Below are 16,990 nucleotides of genomic sequence, written 5' to 3' on the forward strand. Positions count from 1 at the left end.
CCCCGATCAGAGCCACTTACCCTGAACCACCTGCCGATACACGCTGGACAGCCAACCATCGCCCTTCGCCTCGGGCTTCAACCCACGCTTTTGCAGCAGGTTGTAAGCGTCCTGATAGAAGGGCGAGGACTGGAAGTTGTGGCCGAGGATCGCGCCTGCGGTCTGCGCCTGATCGGTGATGCCGAGTGCCAGATAGGCCTCCACCAGACGTTCCAGCGCCTCGGGCGTGTGGCTCGTCGTTTGGAATTGCTCCACCACCACGCGGAAGCGGTTGATAGCCGCGGTGTAGTTGCCGCGCTTGAGGTAGTAACGCCCGATCTCCATCTCCTTGCCCGCGAGGTGGTCGAAGGCGAGGTCGAATTTCAGGATCGCCGACTGGGCGTATTCCGAATCCGGGTATTTCTCGATCACGTCGCGCAGCGCCTGCAGCGCCTGGAAGGTCAGGCCCTGATCACGGCCGACCTCGTCGATCTGATCGTAATAGCTGAGCGCCAGAAGATACTGCGCATAGGCCGCGTCTTCGTCGCCCGGATAGGTGTCGAGGAATCGCTGCGCCGAAGCGCGGGCTTCTTCGTAGTTCTTCGCCTTATGCTGGGCATAGGCTTCCATGATCAACGCGCGCTTGGCCCATTGCGAATAGGGGTAAAGCCGCTCGACCTCGGAGAAATACTTCAGCGCGGTATTGGGGCGGCGCGGATTGCCGACCTCAAGCTCGTACTCGCCGCGCTCGTAGATTTGCTTGGCCGTGAAGTTTTCGAGGTTCGGTGTTTTGTTCGGGTCAGTACCGCAGGCGGAAAGCGCCATTACAAGACCAAGAGCCCCGAGTTTCGCTGCCGCCAGTTTGCCGCGCGCCATGCCCTGCCCCATCCCTCTTTCGTTGCCGGAGAAAGGCCCCGGACCCGTCAATCACTACCCCGTTTCGGAGGCCGTTCGGCATGTCCTAGCATAGAAAAATCCGGGGCGCAAAATGCCTTTGCGGGTTTTGACGCCCCTTTTCCCGATGCCCGCGAACCCGTGACCGGGCCGCGATGCGTTCAGGCCGATGCCAGTGCCTCTGCCGAGCATACACCCGCGCCGGGCAGGCTGTAAGCCTGTGCGGGCGAGCAGGTTTCCCAGCACCACGCATCGGGGCGCTCGAACAGCGCCCGCAGAAGCTGGTTGGTCATCGCATGACCCGCGCGGTTGCCGCGATAGCGCCCGAAGATCGGTGCGCCCGCAAGCGCGAGATCGCCAAGCGCATCGAGCATCTTGTGGCGCACGGGTTCATCCGCGTGACGCAGACCGCCGGGGCTGAGCACCTTGTCGCCATCGACGACCACGGCATTCTCGAACGTGCCGCCGAGGCTGAGCCCCTTCTCGCGCATCGCATCGACATCGGCGAGGCGGCAGAAGGTGCGGCTGTCCATCAGCTCGCGCACGAAGGCGCCATTGGCCATCTTGAGGCGTTTGCTCTGACGACCGATCGCGGCGTCGGTGAAGTCGATCGCGAAATCGATCTCGAGGCCCGCGGCAGGTTCAATGCGCGCCACGGCCTGACCGTTGCGCACTTCGACCGGCTTGAGAATGCGGATCGCGCGCAGTTCAGCGGCAAGCTCACGCAAGCCAGCCTCACGGAACGCCACGACGAACGGGGCCGAAGACCCGTCGAGGATCGGCACTTCCGGCCCGTCCAGAGAGATCAGCGCGTTGTGGATGCCCGAGCCCACGAGAGCCGCCATCAGGTGCTCGATCGTGGAGACCTGAACGCCGTCTTCGTTTTCGATCAGCGTGCAGAGCGTCGCGCTCGGCACGTTGCTCCACAAAGCGGGCACGCGCGGGTTCACGCCCGACACATCGGTGCGACGGAACACGATCCCATGGCCCGCAGGCGCCGGATGCACATGCATCTCGACCGGGGCGCCCGAATGGAGCCCAACGCCGGAAAAGGCCACGGATTTGGCAAGCGTCGTCTGCACGATAACCTCACAACTTTTTTCTCTGGCGATCCACGAACACACGGGTCCGAGAGCCGCAGCATCAGTTAGTCAGAGACGGCGGGGTTAACAATTCACTCTTTGTAACGGCCTGAAACATTGCGTCCGCGATCGGGCGGAACGCCGCGCAAACGCACATAAATCTCTGATTTAGAATAGAAAAAGGCCCGCTCTCGCAGGCCTTTTTCGACGTTTCGTGAAGTCTTTGTGAGCGATTAATTCGCCTGACGGCGCAGGAATGCCGGGATCTCGATGCGATCCTGATCCTCGGATTGCTCGTCATCATAGGCCTCGGCCCGCGGCTGAGCGGTCTGCGGACGCTGCTGCTGGGGCTGCGGCGCGGGCTGCTGCGGAGCGGGCTGCTGGGGCGCGTGGCCCTGCTCGGCATGGCCATGGCCAGTCATGCGATTGATCAGCGAGTTGATGCCAAAGCGCGGACGCTCTGCCTGCGGCTGCGGTTGCGGCTGCTGCGGTGCGGCCGGGCGAGTCGCCGCCATCGGACGCTGCGCGGGCGCGCTCGACGGCGCCTTGTTCACCGCCGCCTCGAGACGACGCAGGGCTTCCGGCGACGGGGTGCCGGGCTGACGCGGACGCGGTGCGACATAGTCATGCGCGCCGTCTTCGACATGCAGGTCCTGCGCGGGCGCGGGCTGCGGACGATAGGCCGGCGGCGGCAGGTCGTCAGCGGCTTCCTGAGCGCGCGGCGGCTCCATCGTGGCGCGGGCTGCGGGCGCGTCGAACAGGGTCCGCTCTTGTGCGGCCTGCTGCGGTTGCGGTTGCGGCGCGGGCTGCGGGGCTGCCTGAGCGGCCGGCGCCTGTTGCGGCGCGGGCTGCGGGGCCGGTGCGGGCTGCGGCGCCGGAGCGGGCGCATGCTCGATGGTAGCTTCGGCTGCGGTTTCCGCGGGCTTCAGCGGCTCGGCGAGCGTGCGGCGCGGCACCGGGACTTCTGCCGGGGTGGCCAGCGCGTCTATACCGGTCGCGACCACGGAGACGCGCATCGCGCCTTCCATCTCGGGGTCCAGCGTCGAACCGACGATGATGTTGGCATCCGCATCGACCTCTTCGCGAATGCGGTTGGCCGCTTCGTCGAGTTCGAACAGCGTCAGGTCATAGCCGCCGGTGATGTTGATCAGCACGCCCTTGGCGCCTGCCAGCGAGATCTCGTCGAGGAGCGGGTTCGCGATGGCCTTCTCGGCGGCCTGAACCGCGCGATCTTCGCCCGTCGCCTCGCCGGTGCCCATCATCGCCTTGCCCATCTCGTCCATCACCGCGCGCACGTCGGCGAAGTCGAGGTTGATCAGGCCCGGACGAACCATCAGGTCGGTCACTCCCTTCACACCCTGATACAGAACGTCGTCCGCCATCGAGAAGGCTTCGGTGAAGGTGGTCTTCTCATTGGCCAGACGGAACAGGTTCTGGTTCGGAATGATGATCAGCGTGTCGACGACCTTCTGGAGCTCTTCGAGGCCCTGCTCGGCCTGACGCATCCGCTTGGAGCCTTCGAACTGGAACGGCTTGGTCACGACGCCGACGGTCAGCACGCCCAGCTCACGCGCGGCCTGCGCGATGATCGGAGCAGCCCCGGTGCCGGTGCCGCCGCCCATGCCGGCGGTGATGAAGCACATATGCGCGCCGGCGAGATGGTCGACGATCGCCTCGATGCTTTCTTCGGCAGCTGCGGCCCCCACGGTGGGACGGGCGCCGGCGCCCAGACCCTCGGTGACCTTGGTGCCCATCTGGACCCGGGCCTGCGACTTGGACTGCTGCAGCGCCTGAGCGTCGGTATTCGCAACCACGAATTCCACGCCTTCAAGCTGCTGCTCGATCATGTTGTTGACCGCGTTCCCGCCCGCGCCCCCGACGCCGAATACGGTGATCCGGGGCTTCAGGTCCTCGTGCTCTGACATCATCAAATTCAACGCCATGTGGTATGTCCGCCTGTTGTTGCTGCCCGACCCTGTCCCAGGCCGATTTCAATGGAAATTAGACCGATTTTAGCGATGAATCGCCGCAGCGTCACGCAAAAAACCGCTTCGGACCACAAAATCTGGAGCTCCAGATTCCGTTACCAGCGGTATTTCGCGCAAGCGTCAGGATATTGTGTGGATGATGCAGTCAGACCGCCGCCGCTACGCGAACTTGAAGTTCGCGCGACAGGCGTCTGAGATCAGTCGATTTTCACTTTTGCAACATTTCACCAATTATCGCGGAACCAGCGGATGGCCCGGCGCAGCGAGCGCCCGCCCAGCGTTTCGGGGGGCATCTCGAAATCCCACCACTCGTCTTGCGGATGCGCCGCGAAAAGCGACAGCCCCACCACGGAAGAGAAGCCCGACCCAGTCGCGGCCTGCGGCAGACCCTGCACCCGCATCGGCCGTCCGAGCCGCACATTCTGGCCGAGGATTCGCGCGGCCAGCCCGTCGAGACCGGGGATCTGGCTCGCCCCGCCCGTCAGCACGATCTGCTTCGAGGGCAGATGCTCGAAGCCCGCGGCATCGAGGATCGCACGCACGTCTTCGAGGATCTCCTCGACGCGCGGGCGCATTATTCCGATCAGTTCGGCGCGGCTCACCTGGCGGCGGTCTTTTTCCCAGTCGCCGGAGTCGCCGCCCAGCTCGATCATCTCGCGATCGTCCATGCCGGTGGCGACGACGCCGCCGTGGAAGGTCTTGATCCGTTCGGCCACCGACATCGGCACCCGCAGCCCCGCCGCGATGTCGCGGGTGACATGCTCGCCGCCCAGCCGCACCGCGTCGGCATAGATCATGTGTTTCTTCATGAAGATCGACACGCCGGTCGCGCCGCCGCCCATGTCGATGCAGGCCGCGCCCAGCTCCTGCTCGTCCTCGACGAGGCTGGAGACGCCCGAGACATAGGCCGAGCTGGCGATGCCCGCGAGTTCGAGATCGCAACGCCGGATGCAATAGATCAGGTTCTGGATCGCGGTGTCGGAGACGGTCAGCAGATGCATGTCGACCGCGAGCCGCTGGCCCGCATGACCCCGCGGATCGGCCAGACCCGAGCGGTGATCGAGCGCAAAGTTCACCGGCTGCGCATGCAGCACCTCGCGCCCTGCCCCGAGCGGCGGGATATCGCAGGATGCCAGCACGCGGCTCACATCGACCTCGGTGACCTGATCGCCCTGCACTTCGATCTCGCCCGCCAGCCCGTAGGAGCGCGGCTCGGCGCCCGCGAAACAGGCGATGACGTGATCGACGCGGGTATTGGCCATCTTCTGTGCGGCCTGCACGGCGGTCCGGATCGCGCGCTCGGTCTCTGCCATCGCGTCGATTTCGCCGAAGCGCACCCCACGCGAACGGGTCGTCGCGGCCCCGATCACCCGCACAGAGGCGTGCCCGGCCAGCGAATCCTCGTCCTCAGACCCGTTGGGATTGTCGAATTTCAGAACGAGGCAGGCGATCTTGGAACTGCCGATATCGAGAAGCGCGATCACGCCCCGTTGCATCGCTGCCTTACGCATGTTGCGCATTGCGCGCTGGAACTCGTAGAGATCGGTCATTGCGTGGCCCTCGCTTTGAGAATGTCAGACTGCACCCGGCGGAATTCGGCGAGCGCGTTATCGCTGAGCCGGATCGTCGGACGGTCCTTGTTTCGAAAATCAATCACGGTGAAATCGCGGGCGAGCAGATCCTCGGCGGTGTTGAGCGCGAGGATGCGGTCGAGTGCGGCGACGGGGTCTGTCTCGGGCAGCATGATGCGCTGGTTATGATCGAGCACCATGTCCCAGCGGCGCTCGCCCAGCCGCTCCAGCCCGCGCAGACGCGGCAGAAGCGGACCGGCATCGGCAATGATTTCCAGCGCCTCGGGCACCGCCTTATCCGCGCCCATGCCGGAAATCACCGGCAGGTCGGGCCGCGCCTCGCGGGAAATCAGCGTGGCGACCCGGTGGCCAGACGCGTCGAGCATCTCAAGCCCCGCAGGCTGGCGCCAGAGGATCGCGGGCACGCGCTCGGTCACATCGGCCTCGAGCACCCCGCCCGGGCGGATCACCAGCCGCGCATCAGCCACCGCATCGAGGCGGCGGATCGTGTCGCGATAGGCGTCGAGGTCGATATCGAAGCTGGACGCGGGCAGCCCCACCGGCAGCATCGCGCGCACGGCATGCGCGACCTCGGGGCTCGCACCCTCGATCTTGAGCAGTTTGACCATGAATTCGGGGCGATGCTCGATCGCGTCCTTCACATCCTGCACCTGCGCGACGAGATCGGCGCGGCGGCCCGGATCGCCGAGCCACACCCCGAGACCCGCGACGATCAGAACAATCGGCACACCGATCCGGGTGAAGGCGCGCACCGCAGGCGTGAGCCAGAGCCGCTCGAGCTTGAAAGCCAGCCGCGAGGGCGCGGGATCGCGGCGCGCGGGACGTTTGGAGCGCTGATAGACGCGCGGGCCCATACCGCCCGAGGGGCCTTGGCGATGCCCGGGGGCCTCGCGCGGCGGGGTCCCGTTTAGCGGCCGCATGAGGCGTCCTCCACCAACCACGCGCAGAGCTCGGGGAAATCGATGCCGCAATGGGCGGCCTGTTCGGGCGAAAGCGAGGTGGGCGTCATGCCCGGTTGGGTGTTGGTCTCCAGCAGCACCAGACCGGCGAGCCCCCTGCCCTCGTCCCAGCGGAAATCGGTACGCGAGAGCCCCCGGCAGCCCAGCACCTGATGCGCGCGAACCGCGTAATCGAGGCAGGCTTCGGTGATCTCGACGGGGATTTCGGCGGGCAGAACGTGACGCGAGCCGCCGGGGCGGTATTTCGCGTCATAGTCGTACCAGCCCTCGGTGATGATCTCAGTGACGCAGAGCGCGCGATCGCCCATCACGGAAACTGTCAGCTCGCGGCCCGGGGCGTAGGTCTCGACCATAACCTCTTCGGGCATCTCGGCGGACAGTTGCGGCGGCGAGTTCGCCCCGTCCATCACCAGATAGACGCCGACCGAAGAGCCCTCGTTATTCGGCTTCACGACATAAGGTGCGGGCAGCACGTGCCGCGCCATCACGTCGTCCTTGGTGGCGATCACGGATTGCACGATCGGCAGGTTCGCCGCGGCGAAGGCCTGCTTGGCGCGGGCCTTGTCCATCGCCAGCGCCGAGGCCAGCACACCGGAATGCGTATAGGGGATGCGGAGCCATTCGAGCATGCCCTGAACGCAGCCATCCTCGCCCCAGCGACCATGCAAAGCATTGAAAACGCAATCGGGCGCGGCATCGCTCAGCCGTTGCGGAAGATCCTCTCCCGCGTCGACCTCGATCACTTCGAAACCCGCCGTGCGCAACGCCTTGGCGCATTCGCGCCCCGAGGACAGAGACACCTCCCGCTCAGCAGAAGGGCCGCCCAGAAGAACCGCCACACGGTGGGATGCCCTGCTCGACATACCCGCTACTTTCGCCTCATGCGGGGGTTGGCCCCCGTCCGGTAATTGCGTTGCAGGGTGGAGGTCTTACGCCTCGAATTCTCCTACACGCATGATTTCCCACTCTAGCGAAATTCCGCTCGATTGCACAACCTTTTTGCGCACCTCTTCCCCGAGATTTTCGAGATCGGCCGCGGTCGCCCCGCCAGTGTTGATCATAAAGTTGCTGTGTTTTTCCGACATTTGCGCGCCGCCGATGCGTGCGCCGCGCATTCCGGCATCGTCGATGACCTTCCAGGCCTTCAACTCATGCGTGTCGTCGGCGCGGCCCGTCGAGGAAAAGCCCGCCGGGTTGCGGAAGGTCGATCCGGCGGTGCGCTCCTTGGTGGGCTGGGTCGCGTCGCGCTTGGCGAGCTGATCGGCCATCTGCGCCTCGAGCGCTTCGGGCTCGCCCGCCTCAGCGTGGAAGGTCGCGCCGATCAGCACCCAGCCTTCGGGCAGGTCGCTCTGACGGTAGGCGAAGTTGAGATCCCCGGGCGTGAGCGTGACCCGTTCCCCTTCCCGCGTGATCGCGCGCGCTTCGATCAGGTGATCGGCGACATAGGTGCCGTAGCAGCCCGCATTCATCCGCACCGCCCCGCCGATCGCGCCGGGAATGGTGCGCAGGAAGGTCAGATCGAGCCCCGCCTGCGCCGCCTTGCGCGCGACATGGGCGTCCAGCGCAGCCGCGCCTGCGGTGACCGTCCCGCCCTCACAGGCGATCCCGTTGAAGCCCCGCCCCATCCGGATCACCACCGCCCGCAGCCCGCCATCACGCACGATCAGGTTCGAGCCCACGCCCATCGGGAAGACCGCGATCTCCTCGGGCAACCCTTTCAGGAACTCTGCAAGGTCATCCTCATCGGCAGGCTGGAACAGCCAGTCCGCCGGGCCGCCCACGCGCAGCCAGGTCAGCGAGTCGAGCGGACGGTTCGGCGTCAGCGCGCCGCGCGGGGTATAGGTCGAAGGGCTTTCTGTCATGGCCGATGACGTAGCCTCGCGCGCGCGGCGAGGCAAGCGCTGCCTATCTCATTCGGCGGTGTCGCGCGTGCCGCGCAGCGCCCGGACCAGAAAAATCACCGGCCAGCGCAGCACCGACATGCCGCCCGCCAGAACCAGCAGCCCCCAGATCGGGCCGTTCTGAAACGTCACCCAGCCCACCAGCGGCACGCCCACCGCGATCAGCCCCCAGGCGCCCGGCCAATGGAACCGCCTCGGTCCCATCGCGATCAGCGTGGCAATGAGCGCCCAGACACAGGCAAGAACGAGCGAGACGGTCATGAGAAACCTCCCAGGGCTGCGATCAGGGCCGCTCCGGCGACCAATGCGCCCACCACCGGCACCGCCATCGGCACCTTGAACGGCGCATAGTCGGACCGGCTTTTCAGCGCGGCGAGAGACAAGTTAACGAGAAGGAAGACGCCCAGAAGCACCTTCGACGTGATGCCGGCCAATTGCTCGACCGGAGCGGCGAGCGCAAGCGCAATCATCGCCATACCGCAAAGAAGAGTCGCGAGGACCGGCGTGCCGAAGCGCGGATGCGCCTGATGGAAGACGGACAGCGCGGGACTGCGACGGCCCAGACCGAACAGCACGCGCGCCGCCATCACCACCTGCGCGAGCACCCCGTTCAGCGCCGCCGCCACCGCGATTGCGGCGAGGATGCCCGGCCCGTGCCCTGCCGACTGCCAGACCAGCGCCAGCGGCTGCTCGGAGCGGGCGAGATCGGCCAGCGGCACCGCGCGCACGGCGGCGTAGCTGACGGTCAGATAGAGCACGGCGGTGATCGCCAGCGCGGCGAGGATCGCGCGCGGCATGTCGCGGATCGGGTCGCGCATCTCCTCGGACATGTTCACCATGTCCTCGAAGCCGATGAAGGCGAAGAAAGCGAGCGACGCGGCCGCCGCGATCCCGGCCCAATGCGGCGCGGGCAGCGGCGTGAGATCGGGGCTCGGATCGGCGGAGACCCCCGCCCAGATCACCAGTGCGAGCCCGACCACCTCGACCAGCGTCAGCGCCACGGCGAGCCCCACGGATTCCAGCACGCCGAGGCAGGCGACGCCGATCAGCGCCAGCCCGAAGACGATCATCACGCCCTCGACCGGCAGCGGCACCAGCAGCGTCAGATAGCCCGCCCCGCCGCGCAGCACCGCCGCCGCCGACACCGTGCCCGCGACCACGATGCCAAGCCCCACGATCAGAGCCAGCGCATGGCTGCGCAGCCCTTCCTCGACAAAGGCGGCCTCTCCGGCGGCTTCGGGGATGCGCGAGGACAATTCGGCATAGGACAGCGCGGAGGGCGCCGCGATCAGCCCCGCCAGAACGAAGGCCAGCGGCGCCCAGATGCCAGCCTGCGCGGCGACTGCGCCGACCAGCACATAGATGCCCGCACCCACCATGACGCCGACCCCGTAGCCGGTCATCAGCCACGGACCCAATCGACGTTTCAGATGCGTCTCGTCACGCATGACGCGGCCCTTCTTGCCCACATAAGACGACGTGGCAGCGCCGCAAACCTTCTTGATGTCGTGCCGGGTCGCCCCGGCGCCTGCTCAGCCCCCCAGCTTCGCAGGCAGGTTGTTCGCCCAGGTCGAGATCGTCCCCGCCCCGAGGCAGACGACGATATCGCCGGGACGCGCCTGTTCACGCACCAGCCGAGCCAGATCATCTTCCGACAAAATGGCACGAGCATGACGGTGACCATGCGCGATCAGCCCGGCGACCAGATCGTCGCGCGTAGCCCCCTCGATCGGCTCCTCGCCCGCCGAGAAGACCTCGGCGATGGCGACCACATCGGCCTCGTTGAAACAGGTGCAGAAATCGTCGAACAGCGAATGCAGACGCGAATAGCGGTGCGGCTGGTGAACCGCGATCACCCGCGCACCGGGCTTCACCGCCTGACGCGCCGCTTTCAGCACGGCGGCGATCTCGACCGGGTGGTGGCCGTAATCGTCGATGATCGTGACCCCGCCCAGCACGTCGCCGACCTTGGTGAAGCGCCGGTTCACGCCGCCAAAGCTCGCCAGAGCTTCCTTGATCTCGCCCATCTTCATCCCGAGATGGCGCGCCACCGCGACGGCGGCCAGCGCATTCGAGACGTTATGATCGCCGGGCATCGGCAGGGTGCAGCCCTCGATCACCGGTTTGCCCTCTTCGCCCTGCAGCGCGATGTCGAAATGCGCGACGCCGGCATCGTAATGCAGGTTGATCGCGCGGATATCGGCTTGCGCGTTGAAGCCGAACGTCACGACGCGGCGGTCGTTGAGCTTGCCGACCAGCGTCTGCACTTCCGGGTGATCGGTGCAGCAGACAGCCAATCCGTAGAACGGGATGTTCGAGACGAAATCGTAAAACCCTTTGCGCAGCGCATCGAAAGAGCCCCAATGCTCCATATGCTCGGGGTCGATATTGGTGACGATGGCGATGGTCGCGGGCAGACGGTTAAACGAGCCATCGCTCTCGTCGGCCTCGACCACCATCCACTCGCCCGCGCCTGCGCGCGCGTTCGATCCATAGGCGTGGATGATCCCGCCATTGATCACGGTCGGATCGAAATTGCCCTTGTCCAGAAGTGTCGCGACCATCGTCGTGGTCGTCGTCTTGCCGTGGGTGCCGCCGATCGCGATGTTCGATTTCAGGCGCATCAGCTCGGCCAGCATCTCGGCGCGACGCACGACGGGCAGACCGCGACGGCGCGCTTCTTCCAGCTCGGGATTGCCCGGCTTGATCGCGGTGGAGATCACCACAACGCCCGCCTCACCAATATTCTCGGCGCGCTGGCCCTCGAAGATGGTCGCGCCCAGCTTCGCCAGACGGTCGGTGATCTTGGAGGACTTCGCATCCGAGCCCTGAACCGTGAAGCCCTGCGTCATCAGCACTTCGGCGATGCCGGACATGCCGATCCCGCCGATACCGACGAAATGGATGGGGCCGAGTTCTCCGGGCAGTTTGGTCGCGTTCATTTGGTCTTTCCTGCTAGGTCTTCGACGAGGGCGACGAGCCGCTCGGTGGCGTCCGGCACCCCGTAGGAGAGGGCGGCGCGCGACATCTGCAGCGCACCCTCGGGGTTGTCCAGCACCAGTGAAATTTGCTCCGCGAGGCTCTCGGTCGAAAGCTGGCTCTCGGGGATGGTGATCGCGCCGCCGGTCTTCGCGAGACCGCGCGCGTTGGCCGCTTGGTGATCGCCCGCGGCGGCGGCATAGGGGATCAGGATCGCGGGCCGCCCGATGACGGAGATATCCGCGACCGAGGACGCACCGGCGCGCGAGATCACCAGCTGACATTCGCTGAGACGGCGCGGCACGTCGTTGAAGAAGGGTTCGACCTCGGCACTGATGCCCGCCGCGTCATAGGCGGCCACAACCCGGTCGAGATCTTCGGGGCGCGCCTGATGGGAGACGCGCAGATTAGCGCGGGCGGCTTGCGGAAGGCTCGCCATCGCCGCCGGCACCGTGTCCGACAGGATGCGCGCGCCCTGCGAGCCGCCGATCACAAGGACCGACATCGGGTAGTCGCCCGGCGGGATATAGGCCGCGCCCGCACGCTCCAGCACGGCAGCCCGCACCGGGTTGCCCGTATGCTCGCCCTGCACCCCCTCGGGCAGATCGGTCGGCCAGGTGCCGCAGGCGAAGCGGTTCACTTTCTTGGCGAAGACGCGGTTCACCTTGCCCATGATGCCGTTCTGTTCGTGAATGGCGCGGGGGATGCCCAGGACCACCGCCGAGGACAGCGCCGGGATCGTCGGATAACCGCCGAAGCCCACCACCACCGTCGGCTTGTCCGACAGGTTCTTGCGGATGGCCGAGGCCACGCCGCCTGCGATCTTGAACGGCACGCCCAGCTTGCCGAGCGCGCCGCCGCGCGCAAACGTCGCCGAGGCGATCTGCTCCACAGTCACCGTATGGGGAAAGCCGCCCGCGTAGCGCGCCCCGCGCGCATCCGTGGACAGCTTCACGCGCCAGCCCCGGCGCACCATCGCCTCGGCCAGCGCCTGCGCGGGGAACATATGCCCGCCGGTGCCGCCAGCGGCGATCAGCAGTAGCGGGGTCGTGTCCTTGGCCATGTCCCCCTCCTGAGGGTTTTAGCGACCGCGACGGGCGAGAATATCCGAAATCTGTCCCTGCGGCCGGGTCCGAGTCAGCGCGAGCAACATACCCACCGCAATCCCCGAAGCAATGACCGAAGAGCCCCCGTAGCTGACGAACGGCAAAGTCATGCCTTTCGCGGGCAGAAGGCGCACCGCGACGCCCATATTGATGATCGCCTGAACGCCGAAGGCGCAGGCCAGACCCGCGCCTGCGAGCCGGGTGAAGGGATCGCGCTCGCGCATCAGGCGCAGCAGCGAGCGGATCACCACGGTCGCATAAAGCGCGATGATGACCAGCACGAGGATCAGGCCGTATTCTTCGGCCGCGACAGCGATGATGAAGTCGGTATGCGCGTCGGGCAGCGACCATTTCACGGAGCCCTGCCCCACGCCCACGCCGAAGAACCCGCCCTCTTGGATCGCGTTGGTCGCGTAGCCGATCTGGGTGCGCGGATCGACATCCGTCGACAGGAAACCGTTGATCCGGCGCGCGAAGTGTTCCGAGAAGTTATAGGCGAAGAAGCCGCCCGCCACGGTCAGCGCCCCGATCCCTGTGAGCAGCGCAATCGGCGCGCCCGAGATGAAATACATCACCGACCACGCAAACAGCACCAGCGAGGCCTGACCAAAATCGGGTTGCAGCGCGAGCGCCACCACGATGATGACCATCAGCAGGAAGGAATAGAGCCGCCCCTTGGGGCCTCCGACGTCATGGGCTGCGGCCATGAACCAGCCGGAGATGATGACGAAACCGGGCTTGAGGAATTCGGACGGCTGGATCGAGGCGAAGCCGAAGGAATACCACCGCACCGCGCCCTTGCCGAAATCGGTGCCCAGCACCGGCAGCAGCATCACCGCGACGAAGGCGCCGACGAAGCCGATCACGCCAAGCCTGCGCACCTGTTTGGGGTCGAGCATCGAGATGCCCAACATCACGCCCAGTGCCACCACCCCGAAGAAGGCCTGTCGTTTGACGTAATAGAAAGGCTCAAGACCGTTGCGCTCTGCCAGCGGCACCGAGGCTGCGAGCCCCAGCAACATGCCAAGGCCGAACAACGCCAAAACGGCGCCGAGCGCCCATTTGTCGATCGTGCGCCACCATTTCGGTAGGACGGGTTCACCGGCCCGCACGGGGACGGTGCCGAATGCCATTTCTGTCATGGGCTATACTGCCGTTACTGCCTCGAATACGCCCGTTTTCCGGGTCTGATCGGAATCGTAGCCCAAAAGCTTTGAGATGACTAGGAAAATTCCGAAGAGGCGCGATCACTCGGCGATGATCGGCAAGGGCGCACGCAATTCCCCCTGCCCTCAGGCCAGGCCAAGCTCTGCAAGGATTTGAGGGAGTTTCTTTTTGACCTTGAAGAACCCGGCCGTGGCATGGGGCCAGATCACGCGATCCCACTCCCGCGTCAGCTCGCACAACGCGACACCGCGCCCGCCCAGCGCCGCCTCCGCGCTCTGGCGCCAATCGCCGAGCGGCCCGACCGGGATGTAGGGCGTCACGAGCTGCCGCACGCCGAGGCTTTGCGCCCAATCGAGCAGCGCTGACGGATCACCGGCGTTCAGGCGTTGCACGTCCGGCACCCAGGCGCGCTCAGCGGCATCGGCGAGCGCATCCCGCTCGAACCGCGCGACATGCGGCGCTACCTTGCGCGGCGAGCGCAGGTGGCTGGCGCTGAGGGTCGCGGCCCCGCGCAGATCGAACGCGCTCAGATCGAAATCCTCGACACGGCAATCTTCCTCGGTGATCAGAAGCGCCGTGGGCAGCGCCGGCTGCGGGGCGCGCGGCGCGCGCAATGGCGCGACCGGGGGCAGCCCCTGAGGCTCTTCCGCCTCCAGCCCCGCGCTCACCTCCGCCAATTGCGCGGGATCGGGCGCGAACCGCCCGCCGGTATAGCGCGCGATATTTGCGGCCTCGGCGGCGTAAAACTTGCCCCGCGTATGCAACCCCGCCACCCAGCGCCAGCTGAGCGTATTCGAGGCCGGATCGCCGTCGAGCAGATGGCGATAGAAGAAATCCGCCCCGATCCGCCATGGCAGCCGCAAGGTGAAAATCCAGATCGAGGCGAACCACATCCGGGCGTGATTGTGCAGATAGCCGGTCTCGCGCAGCTCACGCGCCCACGCGTCGAAACAGGCGATCCCGCTGCGGCCCGCCTCGGCCTCGGCCACGCGCGCGGCCAGATCGGGGGCATCCTCCAGCGCGGCGAGGTCTTGCGCCAAGCCGTCCCGATAGCGCGCCCAGACCTCCGGACGATGCTCCAGCCAGCCCTTGAAATAGCCCCGCCAGAGCACCTCCTGCACGAATTTCTCCGCAGCCTCCGGCCCATGCGCCCGCGCCACCGCCTCACGCTCGAGCACAAGACGCCGCCGCAGATGGGGCGACAGTTGCGAGACCGCCGAGTGCCGCCCCGCCCCGTGATCGAAATTGCGCCCCTGCGCGTAATCCGCGCCCATCTTCGGGGCGAACCGCGTCAAACGGTCCTCGCCCGCAGCGCGGGTGGCGGCAGGCAATGGCAAAGGCGCGGCAGCGGTCACGGCATCTCCTTCCGGGTCGGGCTACCGATCTACGCCGCCGAGAGGATATGCGATCACTTCAGGGGTGCACCCCCCTCACTCGGCCCGCTCGAACCGAACCGTCGGATTGCTCATCAGCGCCTCGAGCGACCCGTCGAACGCGCCCAGCCGCACAAGGCCCGGCGAGTTGGCAAAGGGTTTGTAGAAGATCGCGAGATTGCCCCACGGCGCATAAAGCGTGATGTCGCCCGTCTTCGGCTCGTAGCTGCGCGGCGCGCCGGTCGTGTCGAGCTTGCGCGGCAGATCGGCGATCTTCTCGATGCCGTGGTAGTCGCGCAGGGTCAGCTCCATCGGCATGAGCGCCGCGAAGTCGCGCCCTGCGGGGGTGTCGTCGAGCTTGGCGGTCAGAACCGTCTCGCCTGCGGTCACGATGATCGGGATCATGCTGTCTCCTTTCGTCTCCTGAGCGCAGGCCATACTGGCGGCGACGCATAGCGCCGCGACGGGTGTCAGAAACTTCGTGAAGCTCATGGCCGATGCCCTCCTGCTGCTGAAGACAAATCTAAGCGCGATTGCGCGGGAGGATTACCCCCCGCGCAATACTGCCACAGATGAGCGGCACTCATCAGTCGCCGTTTCAGGCCTTGGTCATGTCGATCACATAACGATAGCGCGCCTGCTTGTTTACGACCTTCTCGCAGGCTTCGCCGATCTGCTCGGGGGTGATCATCTCGTAGGTGGCCGCAACCCCGTGATGCGCGGCGAAGTCGATCACGCGCTGGGTTTCGGCAATGCCGCCGGTCATCGAGCCCGCGAGGCTCTGACGTCCGAAGCCCATCATCATCCCCTGCGCCCCCTCGATCGGGAACAGCGCGCCGACATTGACCAGCGTCTTGTCGAGCTTGAGCAGGTTCAGGAATTGCTGCATCGGATAGGCCACCGGAACCGTCGAGAGCATCAGATCGAAGCTGCCCATCTGGCTCCGCATCGCGGCCTCGTCGGACCAGAGATAGGCCTCGGCGGCACCGAAAGCCTTGGCATCGGCGATCTTGTCCTCGGAAGTGGTGAAGACGACGACCTCGGCCCCTTTCGCCGCCGCCAGCGTCACCGCGAGATGGCCCAGACCGCCCATGCCGATCACGCCGTAGCGCTGGCCGGGCTGCAGATCCCAGTGGTTGATCGGCGAGAAGGTGGTGATCCCCGCGCAAAGAAGCGGCGCGAACCCGGCCAGATCGACCCCCGGCGGGATGCGCAGCGCGAAGTCTTCCTTCACGACGATCTTCTTGGAATAGCCGCCATAGGTCACCCCGCCCGAGATCTTGTCCTCGGAATTATAGGTGAAGGTCGTGCCGTTGAGGCAGTTCTGTTCGCGGTCGGCCAGACAATTGGCGCAGGTGCCGCAGCTGTCGACCATCGTGCCGACCCCGGCGATATCGCCCTCGCGGAACTTGGTGACCTCCGCCCCGGTACCGACGACCCGGCCGACCATCTCGTGGCCGGGAACAAGCGGAAACTGCGGCATCCCCCAGTCGCCCTTGTAGGTGTGGATATCCGAGTGGCAGATCGAGCTATACATGATCTCGACCACGACATCCTTCGGGCCAGCGGCACGGCGCGGGATCGTATGCGGCGCGAAACTGCCTTCCGTGTCGAAGGCCGCCCAAGCCTGCACCTCGGAGGCTTCGAGCGATGCCCCGGCCTCTTGCGCGGCCGCTTGCGTGGCGACGCTCGCCGCCAAGGGGGCTGCGGCCAGTGCCGCGCCGCTACGCAGGAAATTGCGGCGGCTTTCGCCATCGCGGGTCAGGGTTTGGAACGTGTCATTGCAGGACTGGCACATCTCGGGCCTCCTTTTTCGGGAACTGACGAAGAGCGCCGGAACAAGGGTGGCGCCTGTCTTCCAACATGCCGCGAAACGCGCCGCAGATAATCACCGCTTTGCGCACAGCATCCATGAATCCTGCTCATGAGGTTTTCCGGCTTTTGCGGCATTAACCCCGCGTCTGCGGTCC

General features: G+C 66.1%; 15 protein-coding genes. All 15 read right to left on the minus strand.

Annotation, left to right across the window (positions count from 1 at the left end):
• Window positions 1–6: 6 nt before the first annotated feature.
• Window positions 7–855 (minus strand): outer membrane protein assembly factor BamD, encoded by an 849-nt coding sequence (locus tag AC2TZ7_RS15485; protein WP_176536038.1) that lies wholly within the window; start codon window positions 853–855, stop codon window positions 7–9.
• Between the two features lie 179 nt (window positions 856–1,034).
• Entirely contained in the window at window positions 1,035–1,955 is a 921-nt protein-coding gene (lpxC, locus tag AC2TZ7_RS15490) for a UDP-3-O-acyl-N-acetylglucosamine deacetylase (RefSeq protein WP_489864913.1), read from the minus strand.
• Between the two features lie 233 nt (window positions 1,956–2,188).
• The gene (ftsZ, locus tag AC2TZ7_RS15495; protein ID WP_489864914.1) at window positions 2,189–3,898 is read right to left on the minus strand and encodes a cell division protein FtsZ; all 1,710 of its coding nucleotides are present in this window, start codon (window positions 3,896–3,898) and stop codon (window positions 2,189–2,191) included.
• A 269-nt stretch (window positions 3,899–4,167) separates the two neighbouring features.
• Window positions 4,168–5,493 (minus strand): cell division protein FtsA, encoded by a 1,326-nt coding sequence (gene ftsA / locus AC2TZ7_RS15500; protein ID WP_078522995.1) that lies wholly within the window; start codon window positions 5,491–5,493, stop codon window positions 4,168–4,170.
• The gene (locus AC2TZ7_RS15505; protein ID WP_489864915.1) at window positions 5,490–6,455 is read right to left on the minus strand and encodes a cell division protein FtsQ/DivIB; all 966 of its coding nucleotides are present in this window, start codon (window positions 6,453–6,455) and stop codon (window positions 5,490–5,492) included. Before AC2TZ7_RS15505 ends, ftsA begins: the two co-directional genes overlap by 4 nt.
• Window positions 6,443–7,357 carry a D-alanine--D-alanine ligase gene (locus AC2TZ7_RS15510; protein ID WP_489864916.1) on the minus strand — a complete coding sequence of 305 codons (915 nt, stop codon included), beginning with the start codon at window positions 7,355–7,357 and terminating at the stop codon, window positions 6,443–6,445. Before AC2TZ7_RS15510 ends, AC2TZ7_RS15505 begins: the two co-directional genes overlap by 13 nt.
• A gap of 66 nt (window positions 7,358–7,423) precedes the next feature.
• Window positions 7,424–8,356 (minus strand): UDP-N-acetylmuramate dehydrogenase, encoded by a 933-nt coding sequence (gene murB / locus AC2TZ7_RS15515; RefSeq protein WP_489864917.1) that lies wholly within the window; start codon window positions 8,354–8,356, stop codon window positions 7,424–7,426.
• Window positions 8,357–8,404: 48 nt separating this feature from the next.
• Window positions 8,405–8,656, minus strand: coding sequence for a DUF2484 family protein (locus tag AC2TZ7_RS15520; RefSeq protein WP_489864918.1), 252 nt, complete (start codon window positions 8,654–8,656; stop codon window positions 8,405–8,407).
• Entirely contained in the window at window positions 8,653–9,843 is a 1,191-nt protein-coding gene (locus tag AC2TZ7_RS15525) for an APC family permease (protein ID WP_489864919.1), read from the minus strand. The genes AC2TZ7_RS15520 and AC2TZ7_RS15525 overlap by 4 nt, the downstream gene beginning before the upstream one ends.
• Before the next feature lie 84 nt (window positions 9,844–9,927).
• The gene (murC, locus tag AC2TZ7_RS15530) at window positions 9,928–11,337 is read right to left on the minus strand and encodes a UDP-N-acetylmuramate--L-alanine ligase (RefSeq protein ID WP_078523001.1); all 1,410 of its coding nucleotides are present in this window, start codon (window positions 11,335–11,337) and stop codon (window positions 9,928–9,930) included.
• Window positions 11,334–12,437, minus strand: a complete 1,104-nt coding sequence (locus tag AC2TZ7_RS15535) for a UDP-N-acetylglucosamine--N-acetylmuramyl-(pentapeptide) pyrophosphoryl-undecaprenol N-acetylglucosamine transferase (RefSeq protein WP_098411432.1) — start codon at window positions 12,435–12,437, stop codon at window positions 11,334–11,336. Before AC2TZ7_RS15535 ends, murC begins: the two co-directional genes overlap by 4 nt.
• Before the next feature lie 18 nt (window positions 12,438–12,455).
• Window positions 12,456–13,622 carry a peptidoglycan glycosyltransferase FtsW gene (locus AC2TZ7_RS15540; RefSeq protein ID WP_098411433.1) on the minus strand — a complete coding sequence of 389 codons (1,167 nt, stop codon included), beginning with the start codon at window positions 13,620–13,622 and terminating at the stop codon, window positions 12,456–12,458.
• Window positions 13,623–13,772: 150 nt separating this feature from the next.
• A complete protein-coding gene (locus AC2TZ7_RS15545) occupies window positions 13,773–15,002 on the minus strand; it encodes an FAD-binding domain-containing protein (RefSeq protein WP_489864920.1) in 1,230 nt (409 codons plus the stop codon).
• A gap of 75 nt (window positions 15,003–15,077) precedes the next feature.
• Window positions 15,078–15,512, minus strand: a complete 435-nt coding sequence (locus AC2TZ7_RS15550) for a cyclophilin-like fold protein (RefSeq protein ID WP_489864921.1) — start codon at window positions 15,510–15,512, stop codon at window positions 15,078–15,080.
• Window positions 15,513–15,618: 106 nt separating this feature from the next.
• On the minus strand, window positions 15,619–16,818 hold the full coding sequence (locus AC2TZ7_RS15555; protein ID WP_489864922.1) for an NAD(P)-dependent alcohol dehydrogenase: 1,200 nt from the start codon (window positions 16,816–16,818) through the stop codon (window positions 15,619–15,621).
• Window positions 16,819–16,990: the final 172 nt, after the last annotated feature.

The organism is Thioclava sp. ISO4, from assembly GCF_058105145.1.

Coding starts and splice junctions, on each gene's coding strand:
- AC2TZ7_RS15485 (WP_176536038.1), bottom strand. CDS start 855: ATGGCGCGCGGCAAACTGGCGGCAGCGAAACTCGGGGCTCTTGGTCTT.
- ftsZ (WP_489864914.1), bottom strand. CDS start 3,898: ATGGCGTTGAATTTGATGATGTCAGAGCACGAGGACCTGAAGCCCCGG.
- ftsA (WP_078522995.1), bottom strand. CDS start 5,493: ATGACCGATCTCTACGAGTTCCAGCGCGCAATGCGCAACATGCGTAAG.
- AC2TZ7_RS15505 (WP_489864915.1), bottom strand. CDS start 6,455: ATGCGGCCGCTAAACGGGACCCCGCCGCGCGAGGCCCCCGGGCATCGC.
- AC2TZ7_RS15510 (WP_489864916.1), bottom strand. CDS start 7,357: ATGTCGAGCAGGGCATCCCACCGTGTGGCGGTTCTTCTGGGCGGCCCT.
- murB (WP_489864917.1), bottom strand. CDS start 8,356: ATGACAGAAAGCCCTTCGACCTATACCCCGCGCGGCGCGCTGACGCCG.
- AC2TZ7_RS15520 (WP_489864918.1), bottom strand. CDS start 8,656: ATGACCGTCTCGCTCGTTCTTGCCTGTGTCTGGGCGCTCATTGCCACG.
- AC2TZ7_RS15525 (WP_489864919.1), bottom strand. CDS start 9,843: ATGCGTGACGAGACGCATCTGAAACGTCGATTGGGTCCGTGGCTGATG.
- murC (WP_078523001.1), bottom strand. CDS start 11,337: ATGAACGCGACCAAACTGCCCGGAGAACTCGGCCCCATCCATTTCGTC.
- AC2TZ7_RS15535 (WP_098411432.1), bottom strand. CDS start 12,437: ATGGCCAAGGACACGACCCCGCTACTGCTGATCGCCGCTGGCGGCACC.
- AC2TZ7_RS15540 (WP_098411433.1), bottom strand. CDS start 13,622: ATGACAGAAATGGCATTCGGCACCGTCCCCGTGCGGGCCGGTGAACCC.
- AC2TZ7_RS15550 (WP_489864921.1), bottom strand. CDS start 15,512: ATGAGCTTCACGAAGTTTCTGACACCCGTCGCGGCGCTATGCGTCGCC.
- AC2TZ7_RS15555 (WP_489864922.1), bottom strand. CDS start 16,818: ATGTGCCAGTCCTGCAATGACACGTTCCAAACCCTGACCCGCGATGGC.